The following is a 26,430-nucleotide window of genomic DNA, read 5'->3' on the forward strand; positions in this document are numbered from 1 at the left end:
TCAGACGAGGATCGCGCGGGCCCGGGCGATGAGGGCGTGCATGGCAGGCTCCAGCTCGGGCAGGCCGTCGAGGGGCCACCAGCGCACGGCGAGCGACTCGTCGCTCACCACCGCCGTCGCGTCCACCGGCGCGGCGGCGACGTAGCGCACGTCGAGGTGGTTGACGTCGCCGCGCTCGCCGCAGAAGGGCACGGTGTGCAGGTCGAGCTGGACCGGCTCCGGGTGGAAGGCCAGCTCGCGCAGCCCGCTCTCCTCGTGCGCCTCGCGCAGCGCGACGGCGGCGAGGGTGGCGTCGTCGTCCTCGCAGTGCCCGCCGAAGTGGAACCAGCGCCCCGCCTTGCGGTGCAGGTTGAGCAGCACCCGCTCCCCGGTGGCGTCGATGACGAGGGTGCCGGCGGTGATGTGGTCGGGGTACGACGCGCGCCGCATCCCGTCGGGCCTCGCGGTCAGGTGCTCGACGTACCGCCCGCGGAGGGCCTCTTCGACGGCGTCGGGCGCGCGCCAGCTCGTCAGGACGCCCAAGGCGTCCGCGTGGAGGGTCACTCGGTCGGGCTGTCGGGCGTGCCGGGCGTGCCGGGCGTGTCGGGGCCGTCGAGCAGCTTGCGCAGCTCGGCGTCGAACTCGTCCTCGCTGAGCGCTTCCGGCCGGGTGGCCTCGTCGCGGAAGGACAGCGGGTCGTCGAGGTCGGCGGCGGTGGGCAGCAGGTCGGGGTGCATCCACACGCCGTCGCGGGCCTCCTGGCCCGAGCGGGTGCGCAGCCCGCCCCACAGGGTGGACGCGTCGCGCAGCCGGCGCGGGCGCAGCTCGAGACCGACGAGCGCGGCGAAGGTCTGCTCGGCCGGGCCACCGGCGGCCCGGCGGCGGCGGACCGCCTCGCGCAGCTTGGCCGCGGCGGGCATCCGCTCGGCCGTGGCCTGGCCGACCACCTCGTCGACCCAGCCCTCGACCAGGGCCAGCGCGATCTCGAGGCGGGACAGCGCGGCGGTCTGCGCCTCGGTCTGCGGCGGGTCGAACATGCCGCCCTCGAGCAGGCCCTGCATCGCCTCGAGGTTCGTCGGGTCGATGCCGCGCAGCTGCTCCTGGACCCGGTCCTGGATCTGCTGGGCGTTGATCTCCAAGCCGCGGGCGTAGTCGGTCACCGCGCCGATGAGGTGCTCGCGCAGCCACGGCACGTGGGCGAACAGCCGCTGGTGGGCGGCCTCGCGCAGCGCGAGGTAGAGGACGACGTCGTCCTCCGTGACGTCGAGGCCCTCGGCGAAGGCGCGGACGTTGGTCATCACCAGCGCCGCCTTGCCGGGGGCGCCGAGGGGGAGCCCGATGTCGGAGGCGGTGAGCACCTCACCGGCCAGGGCGCCGAGGCCCTGCCCGATCTGCATCGCCATCATCCCGCCGACGGCCTGGCCGATGATGCCGACCAGCGGACCGGCCGCGGCCTTCATCTCCTCCGGCAGGCCGCTGGACAGGCCCGTCACGGAGCGCGCCGCCACGGGCTCGACGAGCACCTGCCACACCGGCTGGGTCTCGACCAGCCACTCGGCGCGGCTCCAGGCGGCCGTCGTACCGATGCCGGAGGGGAAGCCGGTGGCGGTGTCGAGCCAGTGGTCGGCGAGCCGGACGGCGTCGGCGACGCGGTCCCGGTCGCGCTGGGTGGGGGACGGGTCCGGCTCCTGGGCGACGGCCTTGCGGGCCATGTCGTTGGCGGCATTCCAGTTCAGCGGGCCGTCGTGCGGCTGCATCAGCGACTGCAGCTGCTGGAAGAAGGCCATCCCGCCGCCGGGGCCACCGGGGAAGGCTCCGCCGAGGGCGCCGAAGATCTGCTCGAACGGCGTGCCCTTGAACGGGTTCGGCTGGTCGTCGCCCGGGTTGTCGGTCATGGGTCAAAACTACGCCCGAACCACAACCAGGAGTGTCGGGGACAGCCCTGAACGGACCCCTAGAGTGGGCCGCATGCCGAACCCCGCCGTGCGCCTCGTCGCCATCTCCGACCAGCCGCTGTCGGTGACCGACGTGCTCGACAGCCTCGACGACGCGGCGTCCGGTGGTCTGGTGCTCTTCGTCGGACGGGTCCGCGACCACGACCACGGGCAGGGCGTCACCGGCCTGTCGTACTCCGCGCACCCCTCCGCCCTCGACCGGCTCCGGGACGTGTGCGACCGGATCGCCGACGCGCATGACATCACCGCGCTCGCCGCCGTGCACCGGGTAGGCGACCTCGACATCGGAGACCTCGCCGTCGTCGTCGCCACCACGGCCGGGCACCGCGGCTCGTCGTTCGAGGCCAGCCGCGCGCTGATCGACACGCTCAAGGCCGAGGTGCCGATCTGGAAGCACCAGCGCTTCGCCGACGGGTCCGACGAGTGGGTCGGTTCTCCGTAGCGTGTCCTGACCGGACGCCGACCCGGGTCGACCTACCCTCGTGGAGTGGAGATCCTGTTCTGGCTGCTGCCGGCCGCCGTGCTCACCCTCGCCTCGATGGCGTGGGTCGCGTGGTGGGGCCGCGAGGGCCGGGGCCAGGTCGACCGCGAGACCGCGGCCCGGCGCCTCGGCGAGGCGCTGACCCGCGAGCAGCGCTCGCGACCCGGGTACGCCGCACCCCAGCGGGCGCCCGAACGGCACACCGGCGTGGCCCTGCGCGCCTCGCAGGCCCGGCCCTCGGTGGTCGCCGGCGGCGAAGTGGAGGAGCCGGCCGCCGAGCCGGACGTCCAGGCGGACGACGCCACGGGTGACCGGCGCGCATCCTGATTGGACACGTCTGACAAGGTAGGCGCCATGAGCCAGCGCCTGATCGCCGCGTGCATCGCGGCCCCGTTGGTGCTGATCCTGGGCGGCATCGCGCTCGTGGTGCCGCTGCCGTACGCGTCCTACAGCCCCGGGCCGACGTACGACATCCTCGGCAAGGACGCCGACGATGCGGAGGTCGTGCAGGTCGACGGCCACGAGGCCTTCTACGACAAGGGCCAGATCCGGTTCACGACGGTGGTCGCGTCGTCGTACGGCCAGAAGCTGTCGCTCGGTGAGGCGCTGTCGCGCTGGCTGGACCCGGACAAGGCGATCCTCCCGTACGACGTGGTGCACCCGCCGGAGACCTCGCAGGCCGACGAGAAGGCCGAGAGCGCGGTCCAGATGACGACGTCGCAGGACGTCGCGAAGGCCGTCGCGATGAAGGAGATCGGCCTCCAGGTCCCCACCGCGGTGCAGGTCGCGATGGTCGACGAAGAGGGCCCGGCCAAGGACAAGCTGCTCGTCCACGACGTCTTCAAGGAGGTCGACGGCGAGCCGGTCACCGACGCCGACCAGATCGTCGCCGCCGTGCGCAAGCACGACGACGGCTCGCTGGTGGAGTTCCGGATCCTGCGCGACAAGCGCGAGCTGACCGTGCGGCTCAAGCCCGAGGAGATCGACGGGAAGCCGCGGGTCGGCGTCTCGCTCGGCCTGGGCTACGAGTTCCCGTTCACCGTCAACCTGCGCGTCGACCCTCAGGTCGGCGGCCCGAGCGCGGGACTGATGTTCTCGCTCGCCATCTACGACACGCTCACGCCGGGATCGATGACCGGTGGCGCGACCATCGCCGGAACGGGCGAGCTGGCCCCCGACGGCAAGGTCGGCCCGATCGGCGGCATCGAGCAGAAGATCGCCGGAGCCGAGGCGGCCGGCGCCAAGCTGTTCTTCGTGCCGAAGGACAACTGCGCCGACGTCAAGGGCCTCCACCCCGACCTGCGCCTGGTGAAGGCGACCACGATGCACGAGGCCCGCCTCGCGCTCGACACGTGGGTCGGCGACCACGACGCCGCCCTGCCGACCTGCTGACGGACCGACCGGACCACGGAGCAAGACCATGGACTACGACCTGGACGTCGACCCGGCCCTGGCTGCCGCCGTGCTCGAGATCGAGGGGCACCACGCCCGGGCGGGCTGGGACCAGCCGGCGCGGCTCTACGCCCTCGTCGACACCGCGCAGCTGGTGGCCCAGGAGCCCGCTCTCGCCGCCCAGCTCGGCCTCGACGCCCCGGCCGAGCAGGGCTCGCTGACCCCCGTCGAGCAGGACGACCTGCCGGCCGGCCAGCAGCTCGAGGAGGTGCTCCCCGGCATCCAGTGGCCCGCCGTGGTCACCGGCTGCGCGGCCGTGGTCGAGCGCCTGGTGCTCCCGCCGGCAGCGGACGGCCAGGTCCCCGAGGACCCGGCGGCGGCCGCGGAGTTCGCGCGCGAGCACCCCGACGCGGAGGAGGTCCGGATCGTCGCCGGCGTCACCAGGCACGGTGCGGGCTACTGCGCGCTGCGGATGCGCAGCCAGGACGAGGACATGGCCGTGATGGGCGGCAACGACCTGGTGCCGGGGCTCTTGGAGCTGCTGCACGCCACCCTGCTCGACGACGCGGAGGACGAGACCGATGAGTGAGCTGTTCGACGAGGAGCCGGAGCGTCCCGCACCCGAGCGGACCGGTCGTCGTACCCGTGCCCTGGTGATCACCGGTGTGGTGCTCATCGTCGGGTTCTTCCTGCTCAGCGCCTTCGCAGGCCTCTACACGGACCGGCTCTGGTACAAGGAGGTCGGCTTCGGCAGCGTCTTCAGCAAGATGCTGTGGACCCGGGTCGGGCTGTTCCTGGCCTTCGGCGCGGTGATGGGCGGCGTCGTCGCGCTCAACATGTACCTCGCGTTCCGGTTCCGGCCGCTGTTCTTGATGGCCGGACCCGACGGGGTCGACCGCTACCGCGACGCCGTCACCCCGATCCGCGGCTGGCTGCTGGCCGGGGTCGGCGTGGTCGTCGGCATCTTCGCGGGCACCTCCGCGATCGGGCAGTGGCGCACCTTCCTGCTGTGGCGCAACAGCGAGCCGTGGGGCGCGAAGGACGCGTACTTCAAGAAGGACATCGGCTTCTACGTCTTCGACCTGCCGTGGTGGAACTTCGTCATCGACTTCGTGATGGCCGTCGCCATCGTGTCGCTGATCGCGACCGCGATCGTGCACTACCTGTACGGCGGCATCCGGCTCCAGGTCGCCCACGACCGCTTCTCGCCGGCCGCCCAGGTCCAGCTCTCGGTCCTGCTCGGCGCGTTCGTGCTGATGAAGTCGGTCGACTACTACCTCGACCGCTACGACCTCGTCGCCGACGACCACCGGCTCTTCACCGGCATGAACTACGCCGGAGAGAACGCGATGCTGCCAGCGCGCAACATCCTCGTCGGCGTCGCGCTGATCTGTGCGGTGCTGTTCTTCCTCAACGTGTGGCGCAAGACCTGGCAGCTGCCGTCGGTCGGCCTCGCGCTGCTCGCCCTGTCGGCCGTGCTGCTGGGCATGATCTGGCCCGCCATCGTGCAGAACTTCCAGGTCAAGCCGTCGGAGGCCGACAAGGAGAGCTCCTACATCAAGGCCAACATCGATGCGACGCGCGAGGCCTACGGGCTCAGCGACATCGACATCGTGCCCAACTACCAGGGCATCGCCACCGACAGCAGCGGCGAGCGCGGCGCCGCGGTGCTCGGTCAGCTCGCCACCACCCCGGTCGTCGACCCGCTCCAGGTGCGCGAGACCTTCCAGCAGCGACAGCGGAGCAAGGGCTACTACTCCGTGCCGACCGTCCTCGACGTCGACCGCTACGAGCTCAACGGCAAGGAGGTTCCGCTCGTCCTCGGCGTGCGCGAGCTCGACCAGAGCGGCATCCGGGCCTCGTCCCAGAACTGGCTCAACCTGCACACCGTCTACACCCACGGCGACGGCCTGATCGCCGCCTACGCCAACCAGATCGCCGTCAACGACGAGGCCAACGGCCGGATGGTCTGGGCCGAGGGCATCCGCAGCGACGGCGATGCCGGTGGCTCGGACCTCACCAACGCCGAGAAGTTCGAGACCCGGGTCTACTTCGGCGAGCAGAGCCCGTCGTACTCCGTCGTTGGCAAGGCCAAGGGCGGTCGCGACGTCGAGCTCGGCCTCGACGAGAACGACCCGGAGGAGGCCGCCGACACGCGCACGACGTACGACGGCAAGGGCGGTGTGCCGGTCGGCAGCACCTTCAACCAGCTGATGTACGCGATCAAGTTCGGCGAGCCGAACTTCCTGCTCTCGGGCCGGGTCAACGACAACTCCAAGGTCATCTACAACCGCACGCCCACCGAGCGGGTGGAGAAGGTCGCGCCGTGGCTGACCATCGACGGCGACCCGTACCCCGCCGTGGTCGACGGCAAGATCGTGTGGATCCTCGACGGCTACACGACCACCGACCGCTACCCGAACGCGCAGCGCGAGTCCTTCGCGGCGATGATCGACGACTCGCTGCAGCAGGACACCGGGCTGCAGACGATCCCCACCGACGAGATCAACTACATGCGCTCGGCGGTCAAGGCCACCGTCGACGCCTACGACGGCACGGTCACCCTCTACCAGTGGGACGAGAGCGACCCGATCCTCAAGACGTGGATGAAGGCGTTCCCCGGTGCGGTGGAGCCGAAGTCGGCGATCGACGACGAGCTGATGGAGCACATCCGCTACCCCGAGGACCTGTTCAAGGTGCAGCGCTACCAGCTGGCGAAGTACCACGTCAGCGACGCGGGCGTCTTCTTCTCCGACGACGAGCGGTGGGAGGTCCCCGAGGACCCGAACGCGTCGCGTGAGGTGTTCCAGCCGCCGTACCGGCTGTTCTCGACCGGGGTCGACAACACCAACGACTGGTCGCTGACCTCGGTCTTCAAGCCGTGGGGCGCGCAGAACACGCTGGCGTCGTACCTGCAGGTGAACTCGGACGCGACGTCCGACGACTTCGGCCGGCTGCGCCTGCTCGAGATGGCCGACCAGGACACGCCCGGCCCGGGCCAGGTCGCCAACGAGATGCAGGGCAACGACGACGTCTCGCAGAAGCTGCAGCAGTACCGCGTTTCCGGCGCCACGCCGCCACGGTTCGGCAATCTGCTGACCCTGCCGGTCGACGGCGGCCTGATCTACATCCAGCCGGTGTACGCCGCCCGCAGCGCGACGTCCGCGTTTCCGATCCTGCAGTACGTGATCGTCAAGTACGGCGCCAAGGTCGGCATCGACCGCGACCTCCCGCTGGCCCTCGCGGCGGCCCTCGGGGTCGACCTCAACACGGGGGAGCCGACCCCGGAGACCCCCGAGACGCCGGAGACTCCCGAGACCCCGGAGACGCCGGGCGAGCCGACCGGCACGCTGAACGAGCAGATCGCGGCGGCGCTGCGCGACGCCGACGCGGCGTTCAAGGCCGCGGAGCAGGCCCAGGCGAAGAACGACACCGTGACGTGGGCCCAGGAGCTCGACAAGGCCCAGAAGGCGGTGGAGGAGGCGCTGAAGCTCGCTGACGAGCGCGACAAGCAGTAGCTGCGGCATCATCGCCGCATGCTGCAGACCCTCGACCTCGTCGGGATCTTCGTCTTCGCCATCTCCGGCGGACTGGTGGCGGTGCGCAACCAGCTCGACATCCTCGGGGTCGTGGTGCTGGCGATGGCCACCGGCCTCGGCGGCGGTGTCATCCGCGATGTCGTCATCGGAGCGGTGCCACCGCCCGCCGTCGCCGACTGGCGCTACCTGCTGGTGCCCGTCGTCGCCGGCCTGGTCGCCTTCTGGCTGCACCCCGCCGTGGGGCGGCTCGAGCGCGAGATCAACGTCTTCGACGCCTTCGGCCTCGGCCTGTTCTGCGTCGCCGGCGCCCTCAAGGCCCAGGAGTACGGGCTCGGCCCCGCCCCCTCCGCCGCCCTCGGCATGGTCACCGGCGTCGGCGGTGGCATCATCCGCGACCTGCTCGCCGGCCGGATCCCGGTGATCTTCCGCACCGGCGAGCTGTACGCCATCCCCGCCCTCGCCGGCGCCGCCATCGCCGCGACCGGTGCCGAGCTCGGCGTCGCCCACGGCGTGATCCTCGCCCCGGCGGCACTGGTCACCATCGGGTGGCGGCTGATCGCCGTACGTCGGGGGTGGCGGGCGCCCGTACCCCGGCTCGGGCCACCACCCTCGTGATCGCCCGATCGCCCCGATTTGGTGCGGTTTGGGGGCATGCCCTAACGTTGGGTTCACCGACGCGGGGTGGAGCAGCTCGGTAGCTCGCTGGGCTCATAACCCAGAGGTCGCAGGTTCAAATCCTGCCCCCGCTACAAAGAACAGGGCCCGACCTGCGGAAACGCAAGTCGGGCCCTGTTGCTGTTGTCGGGAACCTGTACCGGGTTCCCGCCAGTTCCTCTGCGATCGGCGCGACGTCGCGCCGTCACCTTCACGAGAACCATCACGTCGCCGGCTGCGTCCGATCGGCCCCGGGGCGCTGGATGCTGGCGCGCGAGGTGGGTACCAGTGCCATCACCGAAGAGAACGGCGAAGGGAGGTCGCAGGAGTGAGTCGGGGGCGAGAAGCCGAGGCCGGCGGTCACGGTCACAGCCACGCCGCGCCCGCGGTCGAGCGCATCGCCGCCCTCGCCTCCGAGCGGTCGCTCACTCTCGCGTGCGCGGAGTCCCTCACCGCGGGAGCGATCGCCAGCGCGCTGGCGCGTGGCGAGGACGCGGCGTCCTGGTTCGCCGGTGGTGTCGTTTCGTACATGAGCGAGGTTAAGTTCGAGGTCCTCGGCGTGACCGAGGGGCCGGTCGTGACCGCTTCGTGCGCGCAGGAGATGGTGCGCGGTGTGGCCGCGCTCCTCGGCGCCGATGCCGCCGTCGCGGTCACGGGAGTCGGCGGGCCGGACGAGGAGGAGGGCCAGCCGGCCGGCACGGTCTTCGTCGCCACCTGCGTCCACGGCCGGACCGAGGTCACCCACCACCGCTTCGAGGGCGATCCGCTGGACGTCCTCGACCAGACGGTCGCGGTGGCGATAGACCAGCTGCAGGCAGGTCTCGTCGCGACGCCCGGGCCGTAGCGAGCCGATGGCCGACATGGACGTCGTGCTGGTGGACCACCGCGAACGGAGCAGCGCGATCCCGGACGCGCTGGTCGCCGCCGGCCTCGACGTACGTCTCACCGACCTGCCGGTCGCCGACTACGTGGTCGGTCCGGGGCTGGCGATCGAGCGCAAGGGCCCGAACGACCTGGGTGCGTCGATCCGTGACGGGCGGATCTTCGAGCAGGCCGTGCGCCTGCAGTCGGCCTTCGCCCAGGCGGTGCTGCTGATCGAGGGGGAGCCACGCGGCATCGCGGAGGATGCCTGGCGTGGCGCGGTCTGCCGCCTGGTGGAGGACGGCTTCACCGTCCTGCACAGCCTGGACGCCGAGGACAGCGCAGCCTGGATCGTGCGGCTCGCCAAGCGTGCGCGTCGCGCCGCTCCCACGGTGCCGACGATCGGGCCGCGCCGTGCGCCGCGCCACCCGTCGGCGCAGGCCGAGGCGATGCTGTCGGTCGTCCCCGGGATCAGCGCCACGATGGCGCGCAGCCTGCTCGCGGCGTACGGGAGCCTGGCGGCGGTCGCGGCCGAGGCTCCGGAGGGGGTGCGCAGTCATCCGGGGATCGGACCGGTGCGGGCAGCCCGGCTCGCCGAGGCGCTGCACGGTGAGTACGTCGCCCCGGGCGACCGCGCACCGCAGCCCGGGCGCCGGGCCCGTGGCCCGCGGACGCCGCGACGGTGGCTCCTGGTCGAACCCGGCTCCAAGGGCGAGTCCGCGTCCTTCGACCGCCGGGCCGTCGCCCTGCGCGCCCTGCACTCGGCGCGGGCTGGCTCCCAGGTGGTCGACGGCCTCACCGGCGAGGTCTCGGCCACGGCGCCGTTCCCCGGCCGCGGATCGACCGGCCAGTCGTCGTCCGCGACCACCTGACCTGCAGACAAGAATTGGGTACGCCGGACCCGATCGGTGTCGGTGGGAGCAGGATGCGCGCATACTCAGGACATGGTGGGTCTGGCAGCGGGCCGCTGGTAGGAGCGTCGGTCTGGAGCACCTGCGGTGGACGACGGGCAGCACACATGACACCGGGCGCGCGGCCGACCCGGTTGACGATCGTCGAGGACCACGTGCTCTTCGCCGAGTCGGTCGCCACGAACCTGGCCACCGAGGGCTACCTGGTCAAGCGGATCAACCTCGCGGACTCCCGGGCGACGCTCGCCTCTGTGCTGGCGTCCGTGCTGCGCTCGGTGCCGCGAGTGGTACTGCTCGACCTGGACCTCGGCCGGATCGGTGACGGCATCCGGCTCGTCTCGCCGCTGGCCGGGTCAGGGGTGTCGGTGGTCGTCCTCACCGACGGCCTGAGTCGTGGCACCTGGGGCGAGTGCCTGCGGCGTGGCGCCAAGGCCGTCGTACCGACGACGGGCTGTCTCGAGGACGTCCTGGCCGCGGTCGGCCGGATCCGCGACGGTCTCCCGGCCATGCCCGCGGCGGAGCGTGCGGAGCTGGTCCAGGCGGCGCTGCACGATCGTGAGGAGTGCCGGGCCCTGCGCGCCCGGCTGGCTCGTCTCACCCCACGCGAGACGGAGATCCTCGGGGCGCTGATGGACGGTGCGCAGGTGCGCGACATCGCTCGCAGGTGCGTCGTCTCCGAGGCGACGGTGCGCACGCAGGTCAAGTCGATCCTGGCGAAGCTGGAGGTGCGCTCGCAGGTCGCGGCCGTGGGCGCCGCCTCCAGGGTGGGCTGGCACCCGCCCGGCGCCGACTGGAACCGCGCCAGCTGACCGGTCGAAACGGACCTTCGACGGGGCTCAGGCAGCGGCGACACCGAGGTAGAAGGCGGTCGCGAACCGCGGTCCGCCGGAGGCGTAGAACTCGTCGAGCTCGGTCATCGTGAACCCCGCGTCCGCGACGAGCGTGTCGATCGGCCGGCTGAAGGTGCAGCCCCCGGCGAGCCGCTTCTCGATCGGGTCGAGGCGGTGCTGCCAGCGCTGCACCTTCTCGTCGGGTGCCAAGCCGTGCTCGACGAAGTGCAGGGTGCCGCCGGGACGCAGCACCCGGCGCACCTCGCGCAGCGCCTGCGCGACGTCCGGGATCGTGCACATGGTCCAGGTGCTCAGTGCCGTGTCGAAGGAGTCGTCGGCGAACGGCAGCGACTGCCCGTCCAGCCCCGAGCGCTCGATCGGCACCCGCGAGCCGGCGACCCGTCGCTCGGCGAGGCGCCAGCCCAGGTCGGCGGGCTCGACCGCCGTGACGCGGGTCACCGCGTCCGGGTAGTGCGGGACGTTGAGGCCGGACCCGAAGCCGATCTCGACCACCTCACCGTACAGCCCGGCGCAGGCGCGATCACGGTGCGGTCGCATGTCTTTCGTGCCGCACGCGAGGTTCACGATCCGCGGCACCACGTGGTCGTCGTAGAAGCCCATGGGCCCAGCGTGCGCCTCGTCCCGATCGGACGCCAGCGTCGGGCTGGACGGACCCCACAACGATTCGATGCCAACCCTGTGGGATCCGCGCTGTCCCGCGCGCGCCGCGAGATGGAAGGGTCGAGATCGTGCCAACGGTCTCGCGAATCGCCATCGTCAACCGCGGTGAAGCCGCCATGCGTCTCATCCACGCCGTGCGGGACCTCAACGCCCGGCACACGTCCGGGAGCGAGCAGATCCGGACCATCGCGCTGCACACCGACGTGGACGCCGGCTCGGCCTTCGTGCGGGAGGCCGACGAGGCGTACCTGCTGGGCGCGGCCGCCGACCGGCCCTACCTCGACCTCGCCGTCCTCGAGCGGGCGCTCACCGAGACCGGGGCGGACGCGGCCTGGGTCGGGTGGGGCTTCGTGGCCGAGGACCCGGCGTTCGCCGAGCTCTGCGCCCGGCTCGGCGTCACGTTCATCGGCCCCAGCGCCGACGCGATGCGCCGGCTCGGCGACAAGATCGGCTCGAAGCTGATCGCCGAGGAGGTCGGCGTACCGGTGGCGCCGTGGAGCCGCGGTGGCGTGGACAGCCTCGAGGCGGCCCTGGCCAGTGCCGAGGAGATCGGCTACCCGCTGATGCTCAAGGCCACCGCCGGCGGCGGCGGGCGCGGCATCCGCAAGGTCACCTCGGCCGAGGAGCTGACCGACGCCTACCAGCGCACCCGCGACGAGGCCGAGCGTGCGTTCGGCAGCGGCGTCGTCTTCCTCGAGAAGCTGGTCACCGACGCCAGGCACGTCGAGGTCCAGGTGATCGCCGACGGCCAGGGCACCGCGTGGGCGATCGGCGTGCGCGACTGCTCGGTGCAGCGCCGCAACCAGAAGGTCATCGAGGAGTCGGCCTCGCCGCTGCTCGAGGACGCCCAGACCGCCGACCTCAAGGCCTCGGCCGAGCGCCTCGCCAACGCGGTCGGGTACGCCGGCGCCGGCACCGTCGAGTTCCTCTACCACCCGGGCACCCGGTCCTTCGCCTTCCTCGAGGTCAACACCCGCCTCCAGGTCGAGCACCCGATCACCGAGGAGGTGACCGGCACCGACCTCGTCGCGCTGCAGATCCAGGTCGCCCGCGGCATCCCGCTGGCCGGGGAGCGCCCCGCCGAGAGGGGCCACGCCGTCGAGGCCCGGCTCAACGCCGAGGACCCCGACCGCGACTTCGCCCCGGCGCCCGGCCGGATCACCCGCCTCGAGCTGCCCGCCGGCCCCGGCATCCGGGTCGACACCGGTGTCGGCGAGGGCGACGTGATCCCCGCCGACTTCGACTCGATGATCGCCAAGGTCATCGCCTGGGGCACCGACCGCGAGCAGGCGCTGGCCCGGCTGCGTCGGGCGATGGGGGAGACCACCGTCGTCATCGAGGGCGGCGCCACCAACAAGAGCTTCATCCTCGACCTCCTCGATCAGCCCGAGGTCACCACCGGCACGCCCGCCTGGGCCGACACCGGCTGGATCGACCGGGTCCGCGGCGATCAGTCAGGCGGCCGGCTGCAGTCGGCGCGCCACTCCGGCGTCGCGCTCGTCGCCGCCGCCATCGAGGCCTACGACGAGGAGGAGCGCGCCGAGATCGCCCGCTTCCTCCAGTCCGCGCAGGGCGGTCGCCCGCAGGTCCAGCACGACCCGTCCCGCACCATCGAGCTCAAGCTGCGCGGTGCGACGTACGCCCTGACGGTGCGGCAGACCGGCCGTGCCCGGTACGACGTCACGGTGGCCGGCGGCGGCGAGGAGCGCACCGTCACCGCGGTCCTCGACCGCATCGACGACGTCCACGGCCGTCTCACCGTCGACGGCCACCGCTACCGGCTGGTGAGTGCCACCCACGGCACGGTCCACCTGGTCGAGGTCGACGACGTCATGCACCGGGTCAGCCGCGACGAGGGCGGCATGGTCCGCTCGCCCGCCCCGGCGCTGGTCGTCGCGACCCCGGTCGCCGTGGGCGACGAGGTCGCCGCCGGGCAGCCGGTGCTGGTGCTCGAGTCGATGAAGATGGAGACCGTGCTCCCCGCGCCCTTCGCCGGGCGGATCAAGGAGCTGCTGGTCCGCGTCGGCGGCCAGGTCGAGACCGGGGCGCCGCTGGTGCGCCTGGACCCGACCGGTGACGGTGACGAGGCAGCCGTCGACGGCGGCACGAGGAGCGTCGACCTCGACCTGCCGACCTCGCACCGCGCCGGCGTCGCCGCCGACTGCCTCGGCGCGCTCGCGGGCCAGCTGCTCGGCTACGACATCGCGCCCGACCAGCGCGGTGCCCTGCTCGCCGGCCACCTCGCGACCCGCGAGCCCGGCGCCCTGCGCGCCGAGATGGACCTGCTCGCCCTGTTCGCCGACTTCGCCGAGCTCAGCCGCAACCGGCCGGCCGGCGACGAGGGGCACACCGAGCTTCGGGTGCACAGCTCGCGCGAGCACTTCCACACCTACCTGCGCAGCCTCGACCCCGACCGCGGCGCGCTCCCGGACCACTTCCGCGACAAGCTGCTGCGAGTCCTCGCGCACTACGGCATCACCGACCTCGAGCGCACACCCGAGCTCGAGCAGGCGGTGTTCCGCATCTTCCTGGCCCAGCAGCACCCCTCCGACGTCGACATCGCCGTCGGCGTCCTGCAGCGCTGGCTGAGCACCCCGCCGCCGCCCCCCGCCGAGGAGCAGGCCGAGGCCCGCGCGCTGCTCGAGCGCCTGGTGCGCGCCACCCAGCTCCGCTTCGCCGTCGTCGGCGACCTGGCCCGCTCGGTCCGGTTCGCCTGGTTCGACCAGCCGCTGGTGGACGACGAGCGCCGCGCGGTCCTCGAGGGCGTCGCCGCCGAGGTCGCCGCCCTCACCGACGCCGCGGCGCCCGACCGCGACGCCCGGATCGCCGCCCTCACCGCGATCCCCGAGCAGCTCGTCGGCTTCCTCCGCGACCGGCTGGTCGACGGCCTGCCCGAGCGCGAGCCGCTGCTGGAGGTGCTGATCCGGCGCCACTACCTCGAGTACGACCTGCACGACCTGACCGTCTCCGCCCCCGGGGAGTACGCCGGCCGCCCGGTCGTGCACGCCGAGTACGCCACCGACGACAAGGGCGCGACCCGGGTCGTCTCCACGATCGGCGACGTGGCCGAGCTGGCCGATCCCACCAGCGCGCTCGGCACCGCGATCACCGACGCGCTGGTCGCCGACCACGACGACGTCGTCGAGATCTACCTGCGCTGGCCCGACGCGCCCGCCGACCCCGACCGCGCCTCGGCCGAGGTCGCCAAGATGCTCGCCGGCCACGACTTCGCCGCCCGCGCCCGCCGCGTCTCGGTCGCGGTCTGCCCGGCCGCGCCGCAGCCGGTGGACTACTTCACCTTCCGACCGGAGGGTTTCGAGGCTCGCTCCGCTCGCACCTCAACCACCGAGCTGGTCGAGGACACCCTGATCCGCGGCATGCACCCGATGGTCGGGCGCCGGCTCAACCTGTGGCGGCTGCGCGAGTTCGACGTGACCCGGCTCGCCGCACCCGACGACGTGCTGCTCTACGAGTGCGTCGCCCGCACCAACCCGGCCGACCGGCGTCTGGTCGCCGCGGCGCAGGTGCGCCAGCTGGCCGTCGTACGCGACGACGAGGGGCGGGTGATCGCGCTCCCGCACGCCGAGCGCGCGGTCGAGAACTGCCTCGAGGCGATCCGCCGGGTCCGTACGGCGCGGGGCCGCGAGGGCACCAAGCTCGACGTCAACCACGTGTGGGTGACCGTGTGGCCGGTCGTCGAAGCCGACCTCGACCAGCTGACCGCGCTGCAGGGCAAGATCACGCCCCTCAGCGAGGGCGCCGGGATCGAGGAGGTGCTCGCCGAGGGCCGCGTCGCGAGCCCCGACGGCGGTGCCCCCACCCCGCTGGCGATCCGCTTCCACGCCAAGCCCGGCGCCGGTGTCGTGGCCGACATCGTCGCGCCGCCGACCGAGCCGCTGGCCCCGCTCGACGAGTACGCCGGCAAGGTGCTGCGTGCCCGCCGTCGTGGCCTGGTCTACCCCTACGAGCTGCAGCCGGTCCTCGCCGGTGGCGGCACCGTGGTCGAGCACGACCTCGACGATTCCGGTGTCCTGGTGCCCGTCGACCGGGCGCCCGGCCAGAACAAGGCCGGCATCATCGTGGCCGTCGTCTCGACCCCGACGCCGCTGCACCCCGAGGGTGTCACCCGCGTCGTGCTCTGCGGCGACCCGCTGATGTCCCTCGGCGCCGTCTCCGAGCCGGAGTGCTCGCGGATCATCGCGGCCATCGACCTCGCCGAGCGGCTCGGCGTACCGGTCGAGTGGTTCGCCGTCTCCGCCGGTGCCCGGATCTCGATGGAGAGCGGCACCGAGAACATGGACTGGGTCGCCGCCGCGCTGCGCCGGATCGTCCAGTTCACCCAGGCCGGTGGCGAGATCAACATCGTGGTCGCGGGCATCAACGTCGGCGCCCAGCCGTACTGGAACGCCGAGGCCACGATGCTGATGCACACCAAGGGCATCCTCGTGATGACCCCGGACAGCGCGATGGTCCTGACCGGCAAGCAGTCCCTCGACTTCTCCGGTGGCGTCTCGGCCGAGGACAACCACGGCATCGGCGGCTACGACCGGGTGATGGGCCCCAACGGCCAGGCGCAGTACTGGGTGCCCGACCTGGCCGGCGCGTTCGGAGTGCTGATGGCGCACTACGACCACACGTACGTCGCCCCCGGCGAGGCCGGGCCGCGTCGTGCCGAGTCGAGTGACCCGGTCGAGCGTGACGTGACGACGTACCCCCACCCCGGGACGGACTTCGCCACCGTCGGCGAGATCTTCTCCGCGACCCACAACCCGGACCGCAAGAAGCCCTTCGACATCCGCACCGTCATGCGGGCGCTGGCCGACGCCGACCACGAGATGCTCGAGCGCTGGGCCGGCATGGCCGACGCCGACACCGCCGTCGTGGTCGACACCCGGATCGGCGGCTACCCGGTCAGCTTGGTCGGCATCGAGTCCAAGCCGGTCCCGCGCGCGGGCTTCCCTCCCACCGACGGCCCCGACACCTACACCGCGGGCACGCTGTTCCCGCGGTCCTCGAAGAAGGTCGCCCGCGCGATCAACGCGGCCTCCGGCAACCGGCCGCTCGTCGTGCTCGCCAACCTGTCGGGCTTCGACGGCTCGCCGGAGTCGATGCGCAGCCTGCAGCTGGAGTACGGCGCCGAGATCGGCCGCGCGATCGTCAACTTCGAGGGTCCGATCGTGTTCTGCGTGATCTCGCGCTACCACGGCGGCGCGTTCGTGGTCTTCTCCAAGCAGCTGAATCCGGCGATGACCGTGCTCGCGATCGAGGGCTCCTACGCCTCGGTCCTCGGTGGTGCCCCGGCCGCGGCCGTGGTGTTCGCCGCCGAGGTCGCCAAGCGGGCCGCGGCCGATCCGAAGGTCGCCCAGCTCCAGGAGCGGATCGACCACGCCGAGGACGGTCAGCGCGGTGCCCTCGTCGTCGAGCTCGCCGAGCTCCGGGCGCAGCTGCGGGCCGACAAGATCGCCGAGGTCGCCGCCGAGTTCGACGGCGTCCACGACATCCACCGTGCGGTGGAGGTCGGCTCGGTCGACGAGGTCATCGCGGCCGGCGACCTGCGGCCGAAGGTGGTCGCGGCGATCGAGCAGGGTTGGCAGGCCTGACCTCCGGAGGCCTTGTGCCGGGCGAACGTAAGCAGTAACTTACCGTTCGTGACCACTTACGCAGTTGATGCGTGGACCGCGCTCGCGGATCCGACCAGGCGGGAGATCTTCGCCCGCGTGGCGCAGCGGCCGCGGTCGGTGGCCGAGCTGGCGGGGGACCTCCCCGTCAGCCGGCCCGCTGTGTCCCAGCACCTACGGGTGCTGAAGGACGCGGCGCTGGTGCAGGTGCGGCCCGATGGCACGCGGCGGATCTACTCCGCCGATCCCACGGGCCTGCAGGCGATGCGCGCCGAGCTCGAGGGCTTCTGGAGTGCGACGCTGGCCAACTTCAAGGAGCTCGTCGAGAGCGAGCCGCAGGATCGGAGCACGACATGAGCGAGACCACGCAGGACACGGCAGTGCGCTTCGAGATCACCGTGGAGGCGCCGGTCGAGCGCGCCTTCTCGGTCTTCACCGAGCAGTTCGACCGGATCAAGCCGCGCGAGCACAACCTGCTCGCGCCCGAGCCGATCGCGGAGACCGTCTTCGAGACGCGCGTCGGCGGCCACGTCTACGACCGCGGTGAGAACGGCTCTGTCTGCCGCTGGGCCCGGGTGCTGGCCTTCGAGCCGCCGCACCGCTTCGTGATCAGCTGGGACATCTCGCCGGCCTGGCAGATCGTGACCGACCCGGCCGAGGCGAGCGAGGTCGAGGTGCGCTTCGTCTCCGATGGCCCCGAGCGCACCCGCGTCGAGCTCGAGCACCGCCACCTGGAGCGCCACGGCGCCGGTTGGGAGTCGGTGCGCGAAGGCGTCGACAACCCGCGCGGCTGGCCGCTCTACCTCGAGCGGTACTCCGCGGCCGTGGCGGGCTGAGGGCTCAACACTGCGCGTCAGGCGGCGTAGTCGCCGGCCAAGGTAAGTGCCTGGTGGGTGTGGAGGTGGTACTCGGCCTGGGTGATGGGTCGGGTGCCACCGCCGGTGACGAGGCGGTAGAGGCCGTGGGGTGTGCCCCAGATCCATCTGTCGGGTCCGAGCTGCATCACCGTGTAGTCGAGGTGGGTCTTCGCGCGGTGGTGGTGTCGGGTGAGTGGGGTGTCGTTGTGATCACCTGTTTGGCCGGGTGGTCCGTGCTTGTCGTACGGCGTGGTGTGGTCGTGGTCCGGCGGGCGGCCGCTGTGGTTGAAGAGGCCGGTGGCGTGGGGGAACGCGTCCCCAACCGTTCTCAGCTGGGTGCGGTGCTTGACGTCGGTGGGGTGCTCGTAGCCGTTGACCGACCGTCCGGTGTGCAGGTCGATGACCGGCTGCACGGTGATGGTGGCGTGGCGGCGCAGGAGGTCGTGAACCTGGTCGAGGAGCCGGGGGCCGAGGCCCTCGACCCGCGCAACGGGGCCGAACTCACCGGTGTCGGTCAGGGAGACATGGACGATGAGCTCGGTGGTCGGGCTGCGGTGGTCTCGTGATGGTTGCTGCGCGACCTCCTCGACCTCCGAGGTGCCCGGGGTGTCGTCGATGCTGTTCAGGAAGGCGAGGACGGCGGCGGGGTCGGCAAGCATCGCGAACGCTTCGGCCCGCCAGTGGTCCATGCCCAGTGGCTCGGCACCGTCGGCGACGTCGGCGTGCTCGGCGAGGGCAGTGGCGAGGTCGTCGACGGTGTGTTGGTGGGCGAGGGCGTCGGCTTCGTCGAGCCGCGCGAACACCGTCCCCACCCCGGCCTGACTGTCGCTCTCGTCGACCTGCGCGCCCGGACGGGGCTTGGGGTACCAGACGCCCTTCTGGCTCTGGTTCTTGTCGATCCGGGCCTGGTGGGCGACCGGGTCGGCCTCGATGACCTTGGCCTCGGCGATGCTGAGGATCCGGCTGGGTGCTTCGTCCAACGCGGCAGCCACCGCGGTCGACGATGTGGATCTGGTGGCGGTCGAGCGTGCGGGACATCCGTGCGACCCGCCGCACCACCCACACCTCGCACCGGCCGGCCTTGACGCCTTCCCACGCCTGCGGGAGGCGGTGGCGCAGGTCGAACGCGTCAGCGAGGGCCCCACGGGTGGCGAGCACGTGCTCGTGCCGGGCGATCGCCATCTCCACCAGTGCAAGGTCGGCGACCTCCGGGGTCCCGTCCCCGCCCAGGGTGATCAGCCGCGGACCACCGAACCGAACAGGTACCGCGTTGGGCTCGGCCTGCGGGTCACCGGAGTGGAGGTCGGCCCAGGCGAGCAGCAGCTCAAGCTTGCGGACATCAAGAATCCGAGTCTCTCGGACACTGTCCTCGGCCGCGTGGAGCAGCTGCTCCGGCGTGGCGTCCGAGGGGTCCGAGATCATGGGGCCTACTCTATTCGAACAGACGTTCTAATTCAAGAGGTCGGGAAGGACTTTCCCCTTGTTTCTAGGGGTTTTTCGGCCGCATGCGAACCGTCGCCCGACCGCGGGACCCGGCCGCCTCCCAACCTTCTTCGTCGCTGCCTTTCGCGACCGCTACGCACCCGAGGCCGCGGACAGTTCGCGCGAAGGCCAGGTGGTTTCGAGGCTCGTCGCTGCGCTCCTCGCACCTCAACCATCGGACGAGGTCGGTTGCGGTGGTCTCGTGACGGTCGCTGCACGACCTCCTCGACCTCCGGACGCGGACCGCGGCCCGACCGCGGAACCCGACCATCTCCGCACTGTCCTCGTTGCTGCCTTTAGGAACGCAACCCGCTATGCACCTGAAGCCCACGGACAGTTCGCGCGACCAGCCGAGTGGTTTCGAGGCTCGTCGCTGGCGCTCCTCGCACGTCAACCGCCGGAAGGCTCGTCGCTGCTTTTCGGAACGCAACCACCTGCGCAACCGAAGCCCACGGAGAGTTCGCGCGCGGGCCGGGGCTCACCCCTCGTGCACGACCCGGCCATCCAGCACCGTCATGACCGGTGTGACGGCGTGCAGGTCCTCGTCGGGGACGGTCGTCAGGTCCTCGGCGAGGACGCACAGGTCGGCGACCTTGCCGGGCTCGACGGTGCCCTTGTCGTGCTCGGCGTGGTCCTGCCAGGCAGGGTTGGCGGTCCAGGCGCGGATCGCCTGCTCGCGGGTGAGCCGCTCGGTGGGACCGCAGGGTTCGTCGCTGCCGCGCGGGACGCGGGTGACCAGCATCTGCAGGGCGAGGCGCCAGTCCGGGTCGGTGATGGGGGCGTCGGAGGCGTCGCAGACGACGACGCCAGCGTCGGCCATGGAGCGGGCGGGCATCATCCGGTGCCACTGCTCCTCGGTGATGACGCCGACCAGGCCGGCTGCGGCCTGCCACTTCACGAGGGCGTTGACGTTGGCGAGGATGCCGTGCTCGGCCATCGCCGCGATCGACCCGGGCGAGGGCAGGTTGGCGTGGATGAGCACGTGCCGGGCGTCTGGCCAGGGATCCTCGACGAGCGCGGCCACGAGGGCGTCGACCGCGGTGTCGCAGGCCCGGTCGCCGGTCGCGTGGACCTGGACCTGGAACCGGTGCCGGTGGAGCAGGAGCACGAGGGCGTGCAGGGCGGCGACCCGCTCGGCGTCGTCGGCACCCTCGGTGACGAGCGCACCGCAGGTGCCCTCGTGGTGGTACGGCGCCGACATCCACGCGGTGCCCAGCGCGGCCACACCGTCGGCGATGAGCTTGCAGCCGCCGATGCGGAGCAGGTCGTCGCCCAGGCCGGTGGTCGAGCCGACGTACCGCATCGCCTCCTCCAGCACGCCGAGTGGCGTCTGCACCGACGGCCAGGTCCAGTGCAGCAGCGTGGTCAGCCGGGCGGAGAGCCGGTCCTCGCGACGTAGCGCCACGTAGTCGCGCAGCATCTCCGGCGTCACGATCGGGTCGGTGAGACTGGTGATCCCGCGGCGGTTGAGCTCCGCGATCGCCCCGACCACCGCGGCCTGCCGCTCGGTCGCGGTGGGGACCGGCAGCACTCCGTCGAGCAGCTGGAGGGCGGCCTCCTTGAGTACGCCGGTCGGCTCGCCCGTTGCGGGGTCGTGGACGACCTCGCCGCCCGGCGGTGCCACGGTCGCGCGGGTGAGGCCGGCGCGCTGCAAGCCGACGGTGTTGAGCAGCCCGCCGTGCGCGCTGAAGTGCTCGAGGAACATCGGGCGGCCGCCGCAGACGTCGTCGAACATCGCCGCGGTCGGCCCGAGCGGGTCGTCGCCGGCGAGCACCCGCTCGTGCCAGCCCCGGCCCCGCACCCAGCCACCCTCGGGCTGCGCGGCGGCGTGGCGTCGTACCAGCTCCCGGGCCTCGTCGAGGGAGCCGGCCGCGGACAGGTCGACCTGTCCGCGCGCCAGGCCCCACCACTGCAGGTGCAGGTGCGAGTCGTTGAGCCCGGGCAGCACCGTGCCGCCTGCCAGGTCCACCGTCCGGGTGCCGGGACCGGCGAGGTCGCGCACCTCGCGGTCGGAGCCGACGGCGACGATCCGGTCCCCTCGCACGGCGACGGCGGCGTGCGTCGAGAAGGCGGCGTCGACGCTGAGGACGGTGCCGGAGTGGAGGATCAGGTCGGCGTGCACGGGTCTCCTTCGGGTTCGCGCGTGGTCAGGCGGAGGCGGCGGGGCGGATGCCGGTGTCGGTGAGCCGGATCAGCTCCGCGGCCAGGTCGGCGGTCAGCCGGGCCTGGAGCGCGGCCCCGTCGAGGGTGTCGGCCAGGTTGGTGGTCTCGTCGGCGTCGTCGTCGAGGGCGTAGAGCTCGCGCACGTCGTGGCCGCCGTACACCGTGAGCCGGGCGTCCTCGGTCAGCAGCGTGCGGATGTGGACCGGTCCCGGCAGCCCGGGCAGCCCGAACGGCTGGTCCTCCTCGACCAGCAGCCGCGGTCGTACGGCGGATGCCCGGCCCTCGACCAGCGAGCGGAGGCTGGTGCCCTGGATCCCTCGGTACGACGGCACGCCGCCCAGGTCGAGCAGCGTCGGCGCGATGTCGGCGCTGCTCACCAGCGCCGAGGAGCGTCCGCTGTCGCCGTCGGGGGAGCGCACGATCAACGGCACCCGGGTCACGCCCTGGTAGTGCACGAAGTGCTTGAGCATCAGGCCGTGGTCGCCGAACAGGTCGCCGTGGTCGGCGGTGAAGACCACCGCGGTGTCGTCGGCGACGCCGAGGTCCTCGAGCCGGCCGAGGATGCGGCCGATGCTGTCGTCGAGCAGCGAGACCAGGCCGAGCTCGGCGGCGAGCGCGTGGCGGTACTGCTCCTCGGTGGGCGACCAGGTCATCGTCGGGTCGGCGGCGGGCCGGCCGCGGTCGGCGACGATCTGCCGCACGTGCTCGGGGGAGCGGTCGTGGGTGTCGAAGAAGGTCGCCGGCAGCTCGACGGCGCTCGGGTCGATCCGGTGCCAGTAGTCACCCGGAGGGGCGAACGGGTGGTGCGGGTCGGGATAGGACACGAACAGGCAGAAGGGCGCGTCGCCGGCGGTGAGCTGCTCGAGCCGGTCGATCGCCCGCTCGGTGACGTACGTCGTCGGGTGCAGCTCGACCGGCACCTCCGACTGGTAGACCTGGTCCCACCCGGGGTAGCCGACGAGCGCGTCGCCCATGATCCGCACGGTGTCCGGGTCGAGGCCGCGGGCCCGCGCCCAGTGGGCGTAGTGGCCGCCCGGGGCGTCGCCGTGGCCGATCACCAGGTCGACGGTGTCGAAGCCGTAGTAGTCGGGCGGGAGCTCGAGGCGGGCGGGCCGGTGCCGCTCGAAGCTCTCCCAGGTGTCCCACTGCGCCGGGCGGCCGCGCTCGACGGCGTCGACCAGCGCGGCGTCCACGAGCTCGGGCGCGTGCCGCGCCATGTCGGCGAGCTGGTCGTCCTCGTAGGGCCAGCCCATGGTCTGGAAGTGCAGCTTGCCGACGGCCGCCGTGTTCCAGCCGGAGCGCTGCATGGAGCGCATGAACGTCTGGGCGTCCCAGTCCAGGGTGACGCCGTTGGTGCGGGTGCCGTGGGTCGAGGGCCAGCGGCCGGTGGCGATCGTGGCCCGGTTCGGCATGCAGGTCGGGTTGGCGACGTACGCCTGGTCGAAGACCGTGCCGCTCGCGGCGAGGGCGTCGAGGTGCGGGGTCGGCACCTGGCCGCCGCCGAAGCCGAGATGGTCGGCCCGGAGCTGGTCGGCGACCAGGACGACGACGCCGCGGACCTTGCTCACGCGGAGGCCTTGATCCGCGAGAACACCCGCGCCCGCAGGTCGACGAAGCGCGGATCGGACTTGGTCTCGATCTGGTCGCGGGGGAACGGCAGCTCGACGGGGATGATCTCGTCGACGGTGCACGGGCCCTTGGTGACGACCACGACGCGGTCGGACAGGTAGACCGCCTCGTCGATGTCGTGGGTGACCAGCACGATGGTGATGCCGAAGTCCTCGCGCACCTTGAGCATCAGGTCCTCGAGGTCGGCGCGGGTCTGGGCGTCCACCGACGCGAACGGCTCGTCCATGACGAGCACCTCGGGCCGGTAGGCCAGCGCGCGGGCGATGGCGACGCGCTGCTGCATGCCACCGGAGAGCTGCCACGGATAGCTGGTGCGTACGTCGGACAGGCCCACCTCGCGCAGGGCGTCGGTGATCCGCTGCTCGCGCTCGGCCTTGCCGATCTTGAGGTTGGCGAGCGGGAGCCTGACGTTCTTCTCGACGGTCAGCCACGGCATCAGCGAGCGGGTGTACTCCTGCAGCACCAGCGCCATCTGGCGTGGCGGCCCGTCGACCACCTGGCCGTCGAGGCGGACCGCGCCGGAGCTGGCCGGGTGCAGGCCGGTCAGGCACTTGAGCAGCGTGGTCTTGCCGGCGCCCGAGGGGCCCACGATGCAGACGAACTCGCCCGCGTGCACGTCGAAGGTGAGGTCGGAGATGACCTCCTTGCGGGCCGCGCCGGCGCCGTACCCCTTGTGCAGGCCCTCGATCGAGAGCCGGACCTGGCGTTCGCTCATCGTCGGAGCTCCTGTCGTGGGCGAGGGGGAGGTGGTGCGGGTCAGGGTGGTGGAGGTGCTCATTCTTTGGCCGCCTTTCGGGCGCCGTCGTACCAGTGCAGGACACGACCGCGGGCGAGGAGGAACAGGAGGTTGACGAGGTAGCCCAGGAGGCCGAGCAGGACGATGCCGGACCACATGTCCGTGACCGCGAAGCTCTGCTGGGCGAGCAGGGTGAGGGCGCCGATGCCCTCGGTGGAGCCGAGCATCTCGCTGGCGATCATCACCACGAAGGCGACCTGCAGGCTGACCTGGAGGCCCGCGAAGATCTGCGGGCCGGCCGCGGGGAGCAGCACCTTGGTGACCCGCTGGCGGCGGGTGAGCTGGTAGGCGCGGGAGATGTCGAGCAGCACCGGGTCGGCGCTGCGCACGCCGTCCATGGTCGCGATGATCGTCGGGAAGACCGCTGCGGTGGCGATGATCGAGATCTTCATGCTCGGGCCGAAGCCGAGGAGCAGGATGAAGATCGGCACCAGTGCGACGCCCGGGGTGGCCCGGACGAAGTGCATCAGCGGCTCGAGCGCCTCGCGGAGCAGGCGGACCCTGGCCAGCACCATCCCGACGGCGATGCCGACGACGGAGGCGATGCCGAAGCCGACCGCCATGTTGCGCAGGCTCGGCAGCACGTCGCTGACGAACTGGTCGAACAGCCACATCTCCCGGAACCGGGTGAGGATCTCCTGCAGGGGCGGGAAGAACGGCTCGGCGGCACCGGCGGACCAGAGCCACCAGCCGACGAGTACGACGACCGGGAGCCACAGCTCGAGGGCCACCAGCGAGAGTCGGCGGGTCATGCGGTCACCTCCGAACGCACCGAGGCGTGCCAGAACAGGGCCCGCCGCTCGACGGCGGCCAGCACCGCGTTGATGAGGACGCCGAGGACGCCGAAGGTCACCACCAGCGCGTAGATCGCCGGGTAGTCGCCGGTGGTCTGGGCGAGGACCAGGTCCTTGCCGAGTCCGGGGGCGCCGCCGATGATCTCCGAGACGAGCGCGATGACGAGCGCGGCGCTGGCGCTGATCCGGACGCCGGTCGCCACGAACGGCAGGGCGGTCGGTGCCACCAGGGTGCGGACCCGCTGCCACCGGGTGAGCCGGAACGAGCGGGCGGTCTCGGCCGCGACCGGGTCGACGTCGTGGACGCCGTGGGCGGTCTGGGTGATCAGCGGGAAGACGCCGCCGAAGGCCACGAGGAAGATCCCCATGTCCCCGGTCGGGCCGAGCACCAGCACCAGCAGCGGCAGGATGACGATCGGCGGGATCGGCTTGAGGAACTCCACCAGCACGCGGGTGCTGCGGTAGGCCAGGTCGGACTGGCCGACCAGCAGGCCGGCCGCGACGCCGAGGACGACCGAGAGGACCAGGCCGATGGCCGCCACCCGGAAGGTCTCGCCGAGCGAGGACCAGAACAGCGGGTCGCCGGCGAACTCCCGCAGCCGGCCGAGGATCTCGGGCACGGTCGCGAACGGCTTGTCGGCGAGCGGTCCGGTCACGGCCCACTGCCAGAGCAGGGCGGCGACCGCGATGCTGGCTGCGCCGACGGCGTACCGCCGGACGGTGCCGGGACGGAGGGTGGGCATCGTCGTCCTCCGTCAGCTGCCGAAGACGAGGGAGGTGGCGTCGATGTCCTTCTTCAGGTAGCCGAGCTCCTTCATCCGCTCGATCACCGACTGCACGTCGGCCGGGTCGACCGTCGCGGGGAACGCCGGCTCCGAGCCCGCCTGCACCGTGGCCAGGTCGGTCTTGAGCACGTCGGCCGCCGCCTGCTGGGCCTCGGCGATGTGCGCCTCGGCGTACTCGTTGGTCTGCTCGACCGCGGCCTGGAAGGACTTCACGATCTCGGGGTCCTGCTTGGCGAGGGAGGCGGAGGTGACCCACATGCCGACCGCGCCGTCGTCGAAGAACTCGAGGCCGGGGGACAGGACGAGCTTGCCGCCGCCGTCCTCGGCCTGGGACAGGAAGGGGACGACGAGCCCGGCGGCGTCGACCCGGCCGGACTTCAGCGAGCTGACCGCGCTGGGGAAGTCGAGGGTGATCCAGTTGATCTTCGCCGGGTCGCCGCCGTCGGCCTTGACCGCCGCGGCGATCGTCACCTCGAGCTGGGCGCCGCGGGCCGGGACCGACACGGTCTTGCCCTCGAGGTCCTTCGCCCGCGTGATGCCGGAGTCGGCCGCGGCGACCACGCCGCTGTCGTCGTGCTGGAGCGCGAGCGACGGGTCGGCCTCGACCGCGGCCTTGGTGCCCTCGTCGTAGCCGTCGGCCGCACCGACGATCTCGAGCTGGACGCCGTTGGCGATGGCGTTCACGAACGGGATCGACGGGGTGTAGTTGAAGTCGACCTCGTCGCCGGCGACCGCCGCGATGCCGCTCGGCGGGTTGGCGACCTGCTTGAGCTCGATGCGCAGGCCCTGCTTCTCGAAGAAGCCCTGGTCCATGCCGAGCTTGAGGGCGCCGACGGAGTAGATCGGGGTGTAGGCGACCGTGACGACCTTCAGCCCGTCCTCGGTCTTGCGCTCACCGCCGCCCCCGCCGCCGCAGCCGGTGAGGACGAGGGCGAGCGAGGCGGTGGCGGCGACGAGCCCTGTGCGCAGGGTCTTCATGGGTCCTCCAGGTGGGGCGGGACGGTGTCGGTGTATCCGAGGTCA

Annotated in this window: 22 protein-coding genes and 1 tRNA gene; 13 read left to right on the plus strand and 10 right to left on the minus strand. The window is 72.1% G+C overall.

Annotation, left to right across the window (positions count from 1 at the left end; genetic code table 11):
- Positions 1-543 carry an NUDIX hydrolase gene (locus FBY23_RS10100; RefSeq protein WP_141798024.1) on the minus strand — a complete coding sequence of 181 codons (543 nt, stop codon included), beginning with the start codon at positions 541-543 and terminating at the stop codon, positions 1-3.
- Positions 540-1,874: a zinc-dependent metalloprotease gene (locus FBY23_RS10105; RefSeq protein WP_141798025.1), complete on the minus strand. Its 1,335-nt coding sequence runs from the start codon at positions 1,872-1,874 to the stop codon at positions 540-542. The genes FBY23_RS10100 and FBY23_RS10105 overlap by 4 nt, the downstream gene beginning before the upstream one ends.
- A gap of 73 nt (positions 1,875-1,947) precedes the next feature.
- Here FBY23_RS10105 and FBY23_RS10110 point away from each other — a divergent pair, with 73 nt between their 5' ends.
- The 10 genes from FBY23_RS10110 (at position 1,948) to FBY23_RS10155 (ending at position 10,581) form a co-directional block, all read left to right on the plus strand.
- Complete coding sequence (locus FBY23_RS10110; RefSeq protein ID WP_141798026.1) at positions 1,948-2,376, plus strand: molybdenum cofactor biosynthesis protein MoaE; 429 nt, start codon at positions 1,948-1,950, stop codon at positions 2,374-2,376.
- 45 nt (positions 2,377-2,421) lie between these two features.
- On the plus strand, positions 2,422-2,742 hold the full coding sequence (locus tag FBY23_RS10115; protein WP_186348225.1) for a hypothetical protein: 321 nt from the start codon (positions 2,422-2,424) through the stop codon (positions 2,740-2,742).
- Between the two features lie 27 nt (positions 2,743-2,769).
- The gene (locus FBY23_RS10120; protein WP_141798027.1) at positions 2,770-3,807 is read left to right on the plus strand and encodes a PDZ domain-containing protein; all 1,038 of its coding nucleotides are present in this window, start codon (positions 2,770-2,772) and stop codon (positions 3,805-3,807) included.
- A 28-nt stretch (positions 3,808-3,835) separates the two neighbouring features.
- Positions 3,836-4,396 (plus strand): PPA1309 family protein, encoded by a 561-nt coding sequence (locus tag FBY23_RS10125; protein WP_141798028.1) that lies wholly within the window; start codon positions 3,836-3,838, stop codon positions 4,394-4,396.
- Positions 4,389-7,325, plus strand: coding sequence for a UPF0182 family protein (locus FBY23_RS10130; RefSeq protein WP_141798029.1), 2,937 nt, complete (start codon positions 4,389-4,391; stop codon positions 7,323-7,325). Before FBY23_RS10125 ends, FBY23_RS10130 begins: the two co-directional genes overlap by 8 nt.
- Before the next feature lie 18 nt (positions 7,326-7,343).
- Entirely contained in the window at positions 7,344-7,961 is a 618-nt protein-coding gene (locus FBY23_RS10135) for a trimeric intracellular cation channel family protein (RefSeq protein WP_141798030.1), read from the plus strand.
- Positions 7,962-8,021: 60 nt separating this feature from the next.
- Positions 8,022-8,095, plus strand: a tRNA-Met gene (locus FBY23_RS10140).
- A gap of 233 nt (positions 8,096-8,328) precedes the next feature.
- A complete protein-coding gene (locus FBY23_RS10145; protein ID WP_160158210.1) occupies positions 8,329-8,844 on the plus strand; it encodes a CinA family protein in 516 nt (171 codons plus the stop codon).
- 16 nt (positions 8,845-8,860) lie between these two features.
- Positions 8,861-9,733: an ERCC4 domain-containing protein gene (locus FBY23_RS10150; RefSeq protein WP_160158211.1), complete on the plus strand. Its 873-nt coding sequence runs from the start codon at positions 8,861-8,863 to the stop codon at positions 9,731-9,733.
- Between the two features lie 146 nt (positions 9,734-9,879).
- Positions 9,880-10,581, plus strand: a complete 702-nt coding sequence (locus FBY23_RS10155) for a response regulator transcription factor (protein ID WP_141798033.1) — start codon at positions 9,880-9,882, stop codon at positions 10,579-10,581.
- Between the two features lie 27 nt (positions 10,582-10,608).
- Here the strand turns inward: FBY23_RS10155 and FBY23_RS10160 are convergent, their stop codons facing one another.
- On the minus strand, positions 10,609-11,223 hold the full coding sequence (locus FBY23_RS10160; protein ID WP_141798034.1) for a class I SAM-dependent methyltransferase: 615 nt from the start codon (positions 11,221-11,223) through the stop codon (positions 10,609-10,611).
- Between the two features lie 128 nt (positions 11,224-11,351).
- On the opposite strand from FBY23_RS10160, the gene FBY23_RS10165 reads away from it, so the two are divergent.
- The 3 genes from FBY23_RS10165 to FBY23_RS10175 are packed head-to-tail and all read left to right on the plus strand — an operon-like array spanning position 11,352 to position 17,737.
- Positions 11,352-16,883 (plus strand): carboxyl transferase domain-containing protein, encoded by a 5,532-nt coding sequence (locus FBY23_RS10165; RefSeq protein WP_141798035.1) that lies wholly within the window; start codon positions 11,352-11,354, stop codon positions 16,881-16,883.
- A 48-nt stretch (positions 16,884-16,931) separates the two neighbouring features.
- Entirely contained in the window at positions 16,932-17,258 is a 327-nt protein-coding gene (locus FBY23_RS10170; protein WP_141798036.1) for a helix-turn-helix transcriptional regulator, read from the plus strand.
- A complete protein-coding gene (locus FBY23_RS10175; RefSeq protein WP_141798037.1) occupies positions 17,255-17,737 on the plus strand; it encodes an SRPBCC family protein in 483 nt (160 codons plus the stop codon). Before FBY23_RS10170 ends, FBY23_RS10175 begins: the two co-directional genes overlap by 4 nt.
- Before the next feature lie 17 nt (positions 17,738-17,754).
- Here the strand turns inward: FBY23_RS10175 and FBY23_RS10180 are convergent, their stop codons facing one another.
- From FBY23_RS10180 to FBY23_RS10210, 7 genes are all read right to left on the minus strand, one after another.
- Complete coding sequence (locus FBY23_RS10180; RefSeq protein ID WP_160158212.1) at positions 17,755-18,738, minus strand: hypothetical protein; 984 nt, start codon at positions 18,736-18,738, stop codon at positions 17,755-17,757.
- A 980-nt stretch (positions 18,739-19,718) separates the two neighbouring features.
- Positions 19,719-21,362 (minus strand): amidohydrolase, encoded by a 1,644-nt coding sequence (locus FBY23_RS10185; protein ID WP_141798039.1) that lies wholly within the window; start codon positions 21,360-21,362, stop codon positions 19,719-19,721.
- Positions 21,363-21,387: 25 nt separating this feature from the next.
- The gene (locus FBY23_RS10190; protein WP_141798040.1) at positions 21,388-22,971 is read right to left on the minus strand and encodes a sulfatase; all 1,584 of its coding nucleotides are present in this window, start codon (positions 22,969-22,971) and stop codon (positions 21,388-21,390) included.
- A complete protein-coding gene (locus FBY23_RS10195; protein WP_141798041.1) occupies positions 22,968-23,810 on the minus strand; it encodes an ABC transporter ATP-binding protein in 843 nt (280 codons plus the stop codon). Before FBY23_RS10195 ends, FBY23_RS10190 begins: the two co-directional genes overlap by 4 nt.
- Positions 23,807-24,580 carry an ABC transporter permease gene (locus FBY23_RS10200; RefSeq protein ID WP_141798042.1) on the minus strand — a complete coding sequence of 258 codons (774 nt, stop codon included), beginning with the start codon at positions 24,578-24,580 and terminating at the stop codon, positions 23,807-23,809. The genes FBY23_RS10195 and FBY23_RS10200 overlap by 4 nt, the downstream gene beginning before the upstream one ends.
- Positions 24,577-25,365, minus strand: coding sequence for an ABC transporter permease (locus tag FBY23_RS10205; protein ID WP_141798043.1), 789 nt, complete (start codon positions 25,363-25,365; stop codon positions 24,577-24,579). Before FBY23_RS10205 ends, FBY23_RS10200 begins: the two co-directional genes overlap by 4 nt.
- A 12-nt stretch (positions 25,366-25,377) precedes the next feature.
- Positions 25,378-26,385: an ABC transporter substrate-binding protein gene (locus tag FBY23_RS10210; protein WP_141798044.1), complete on the minus strand. Its 1,008-nt coding sequence runs from the start codon at positions 26,383-26,385 to the stop codon at positions 25,378-25,380.
- Positions 26,386-26,430 lie beyond the last annotated feature (45 nt).

The organism is Nocardioides sp. SLBN-35 (assembly GCF_006715725.1).
In the GTDB taxonomy this organism is placed as follows: domain Bacteria; phylum Actinomycetota; class Actinomycetes; order Propionibacteriales; family Nocardioidaceae; genus Nocardioides.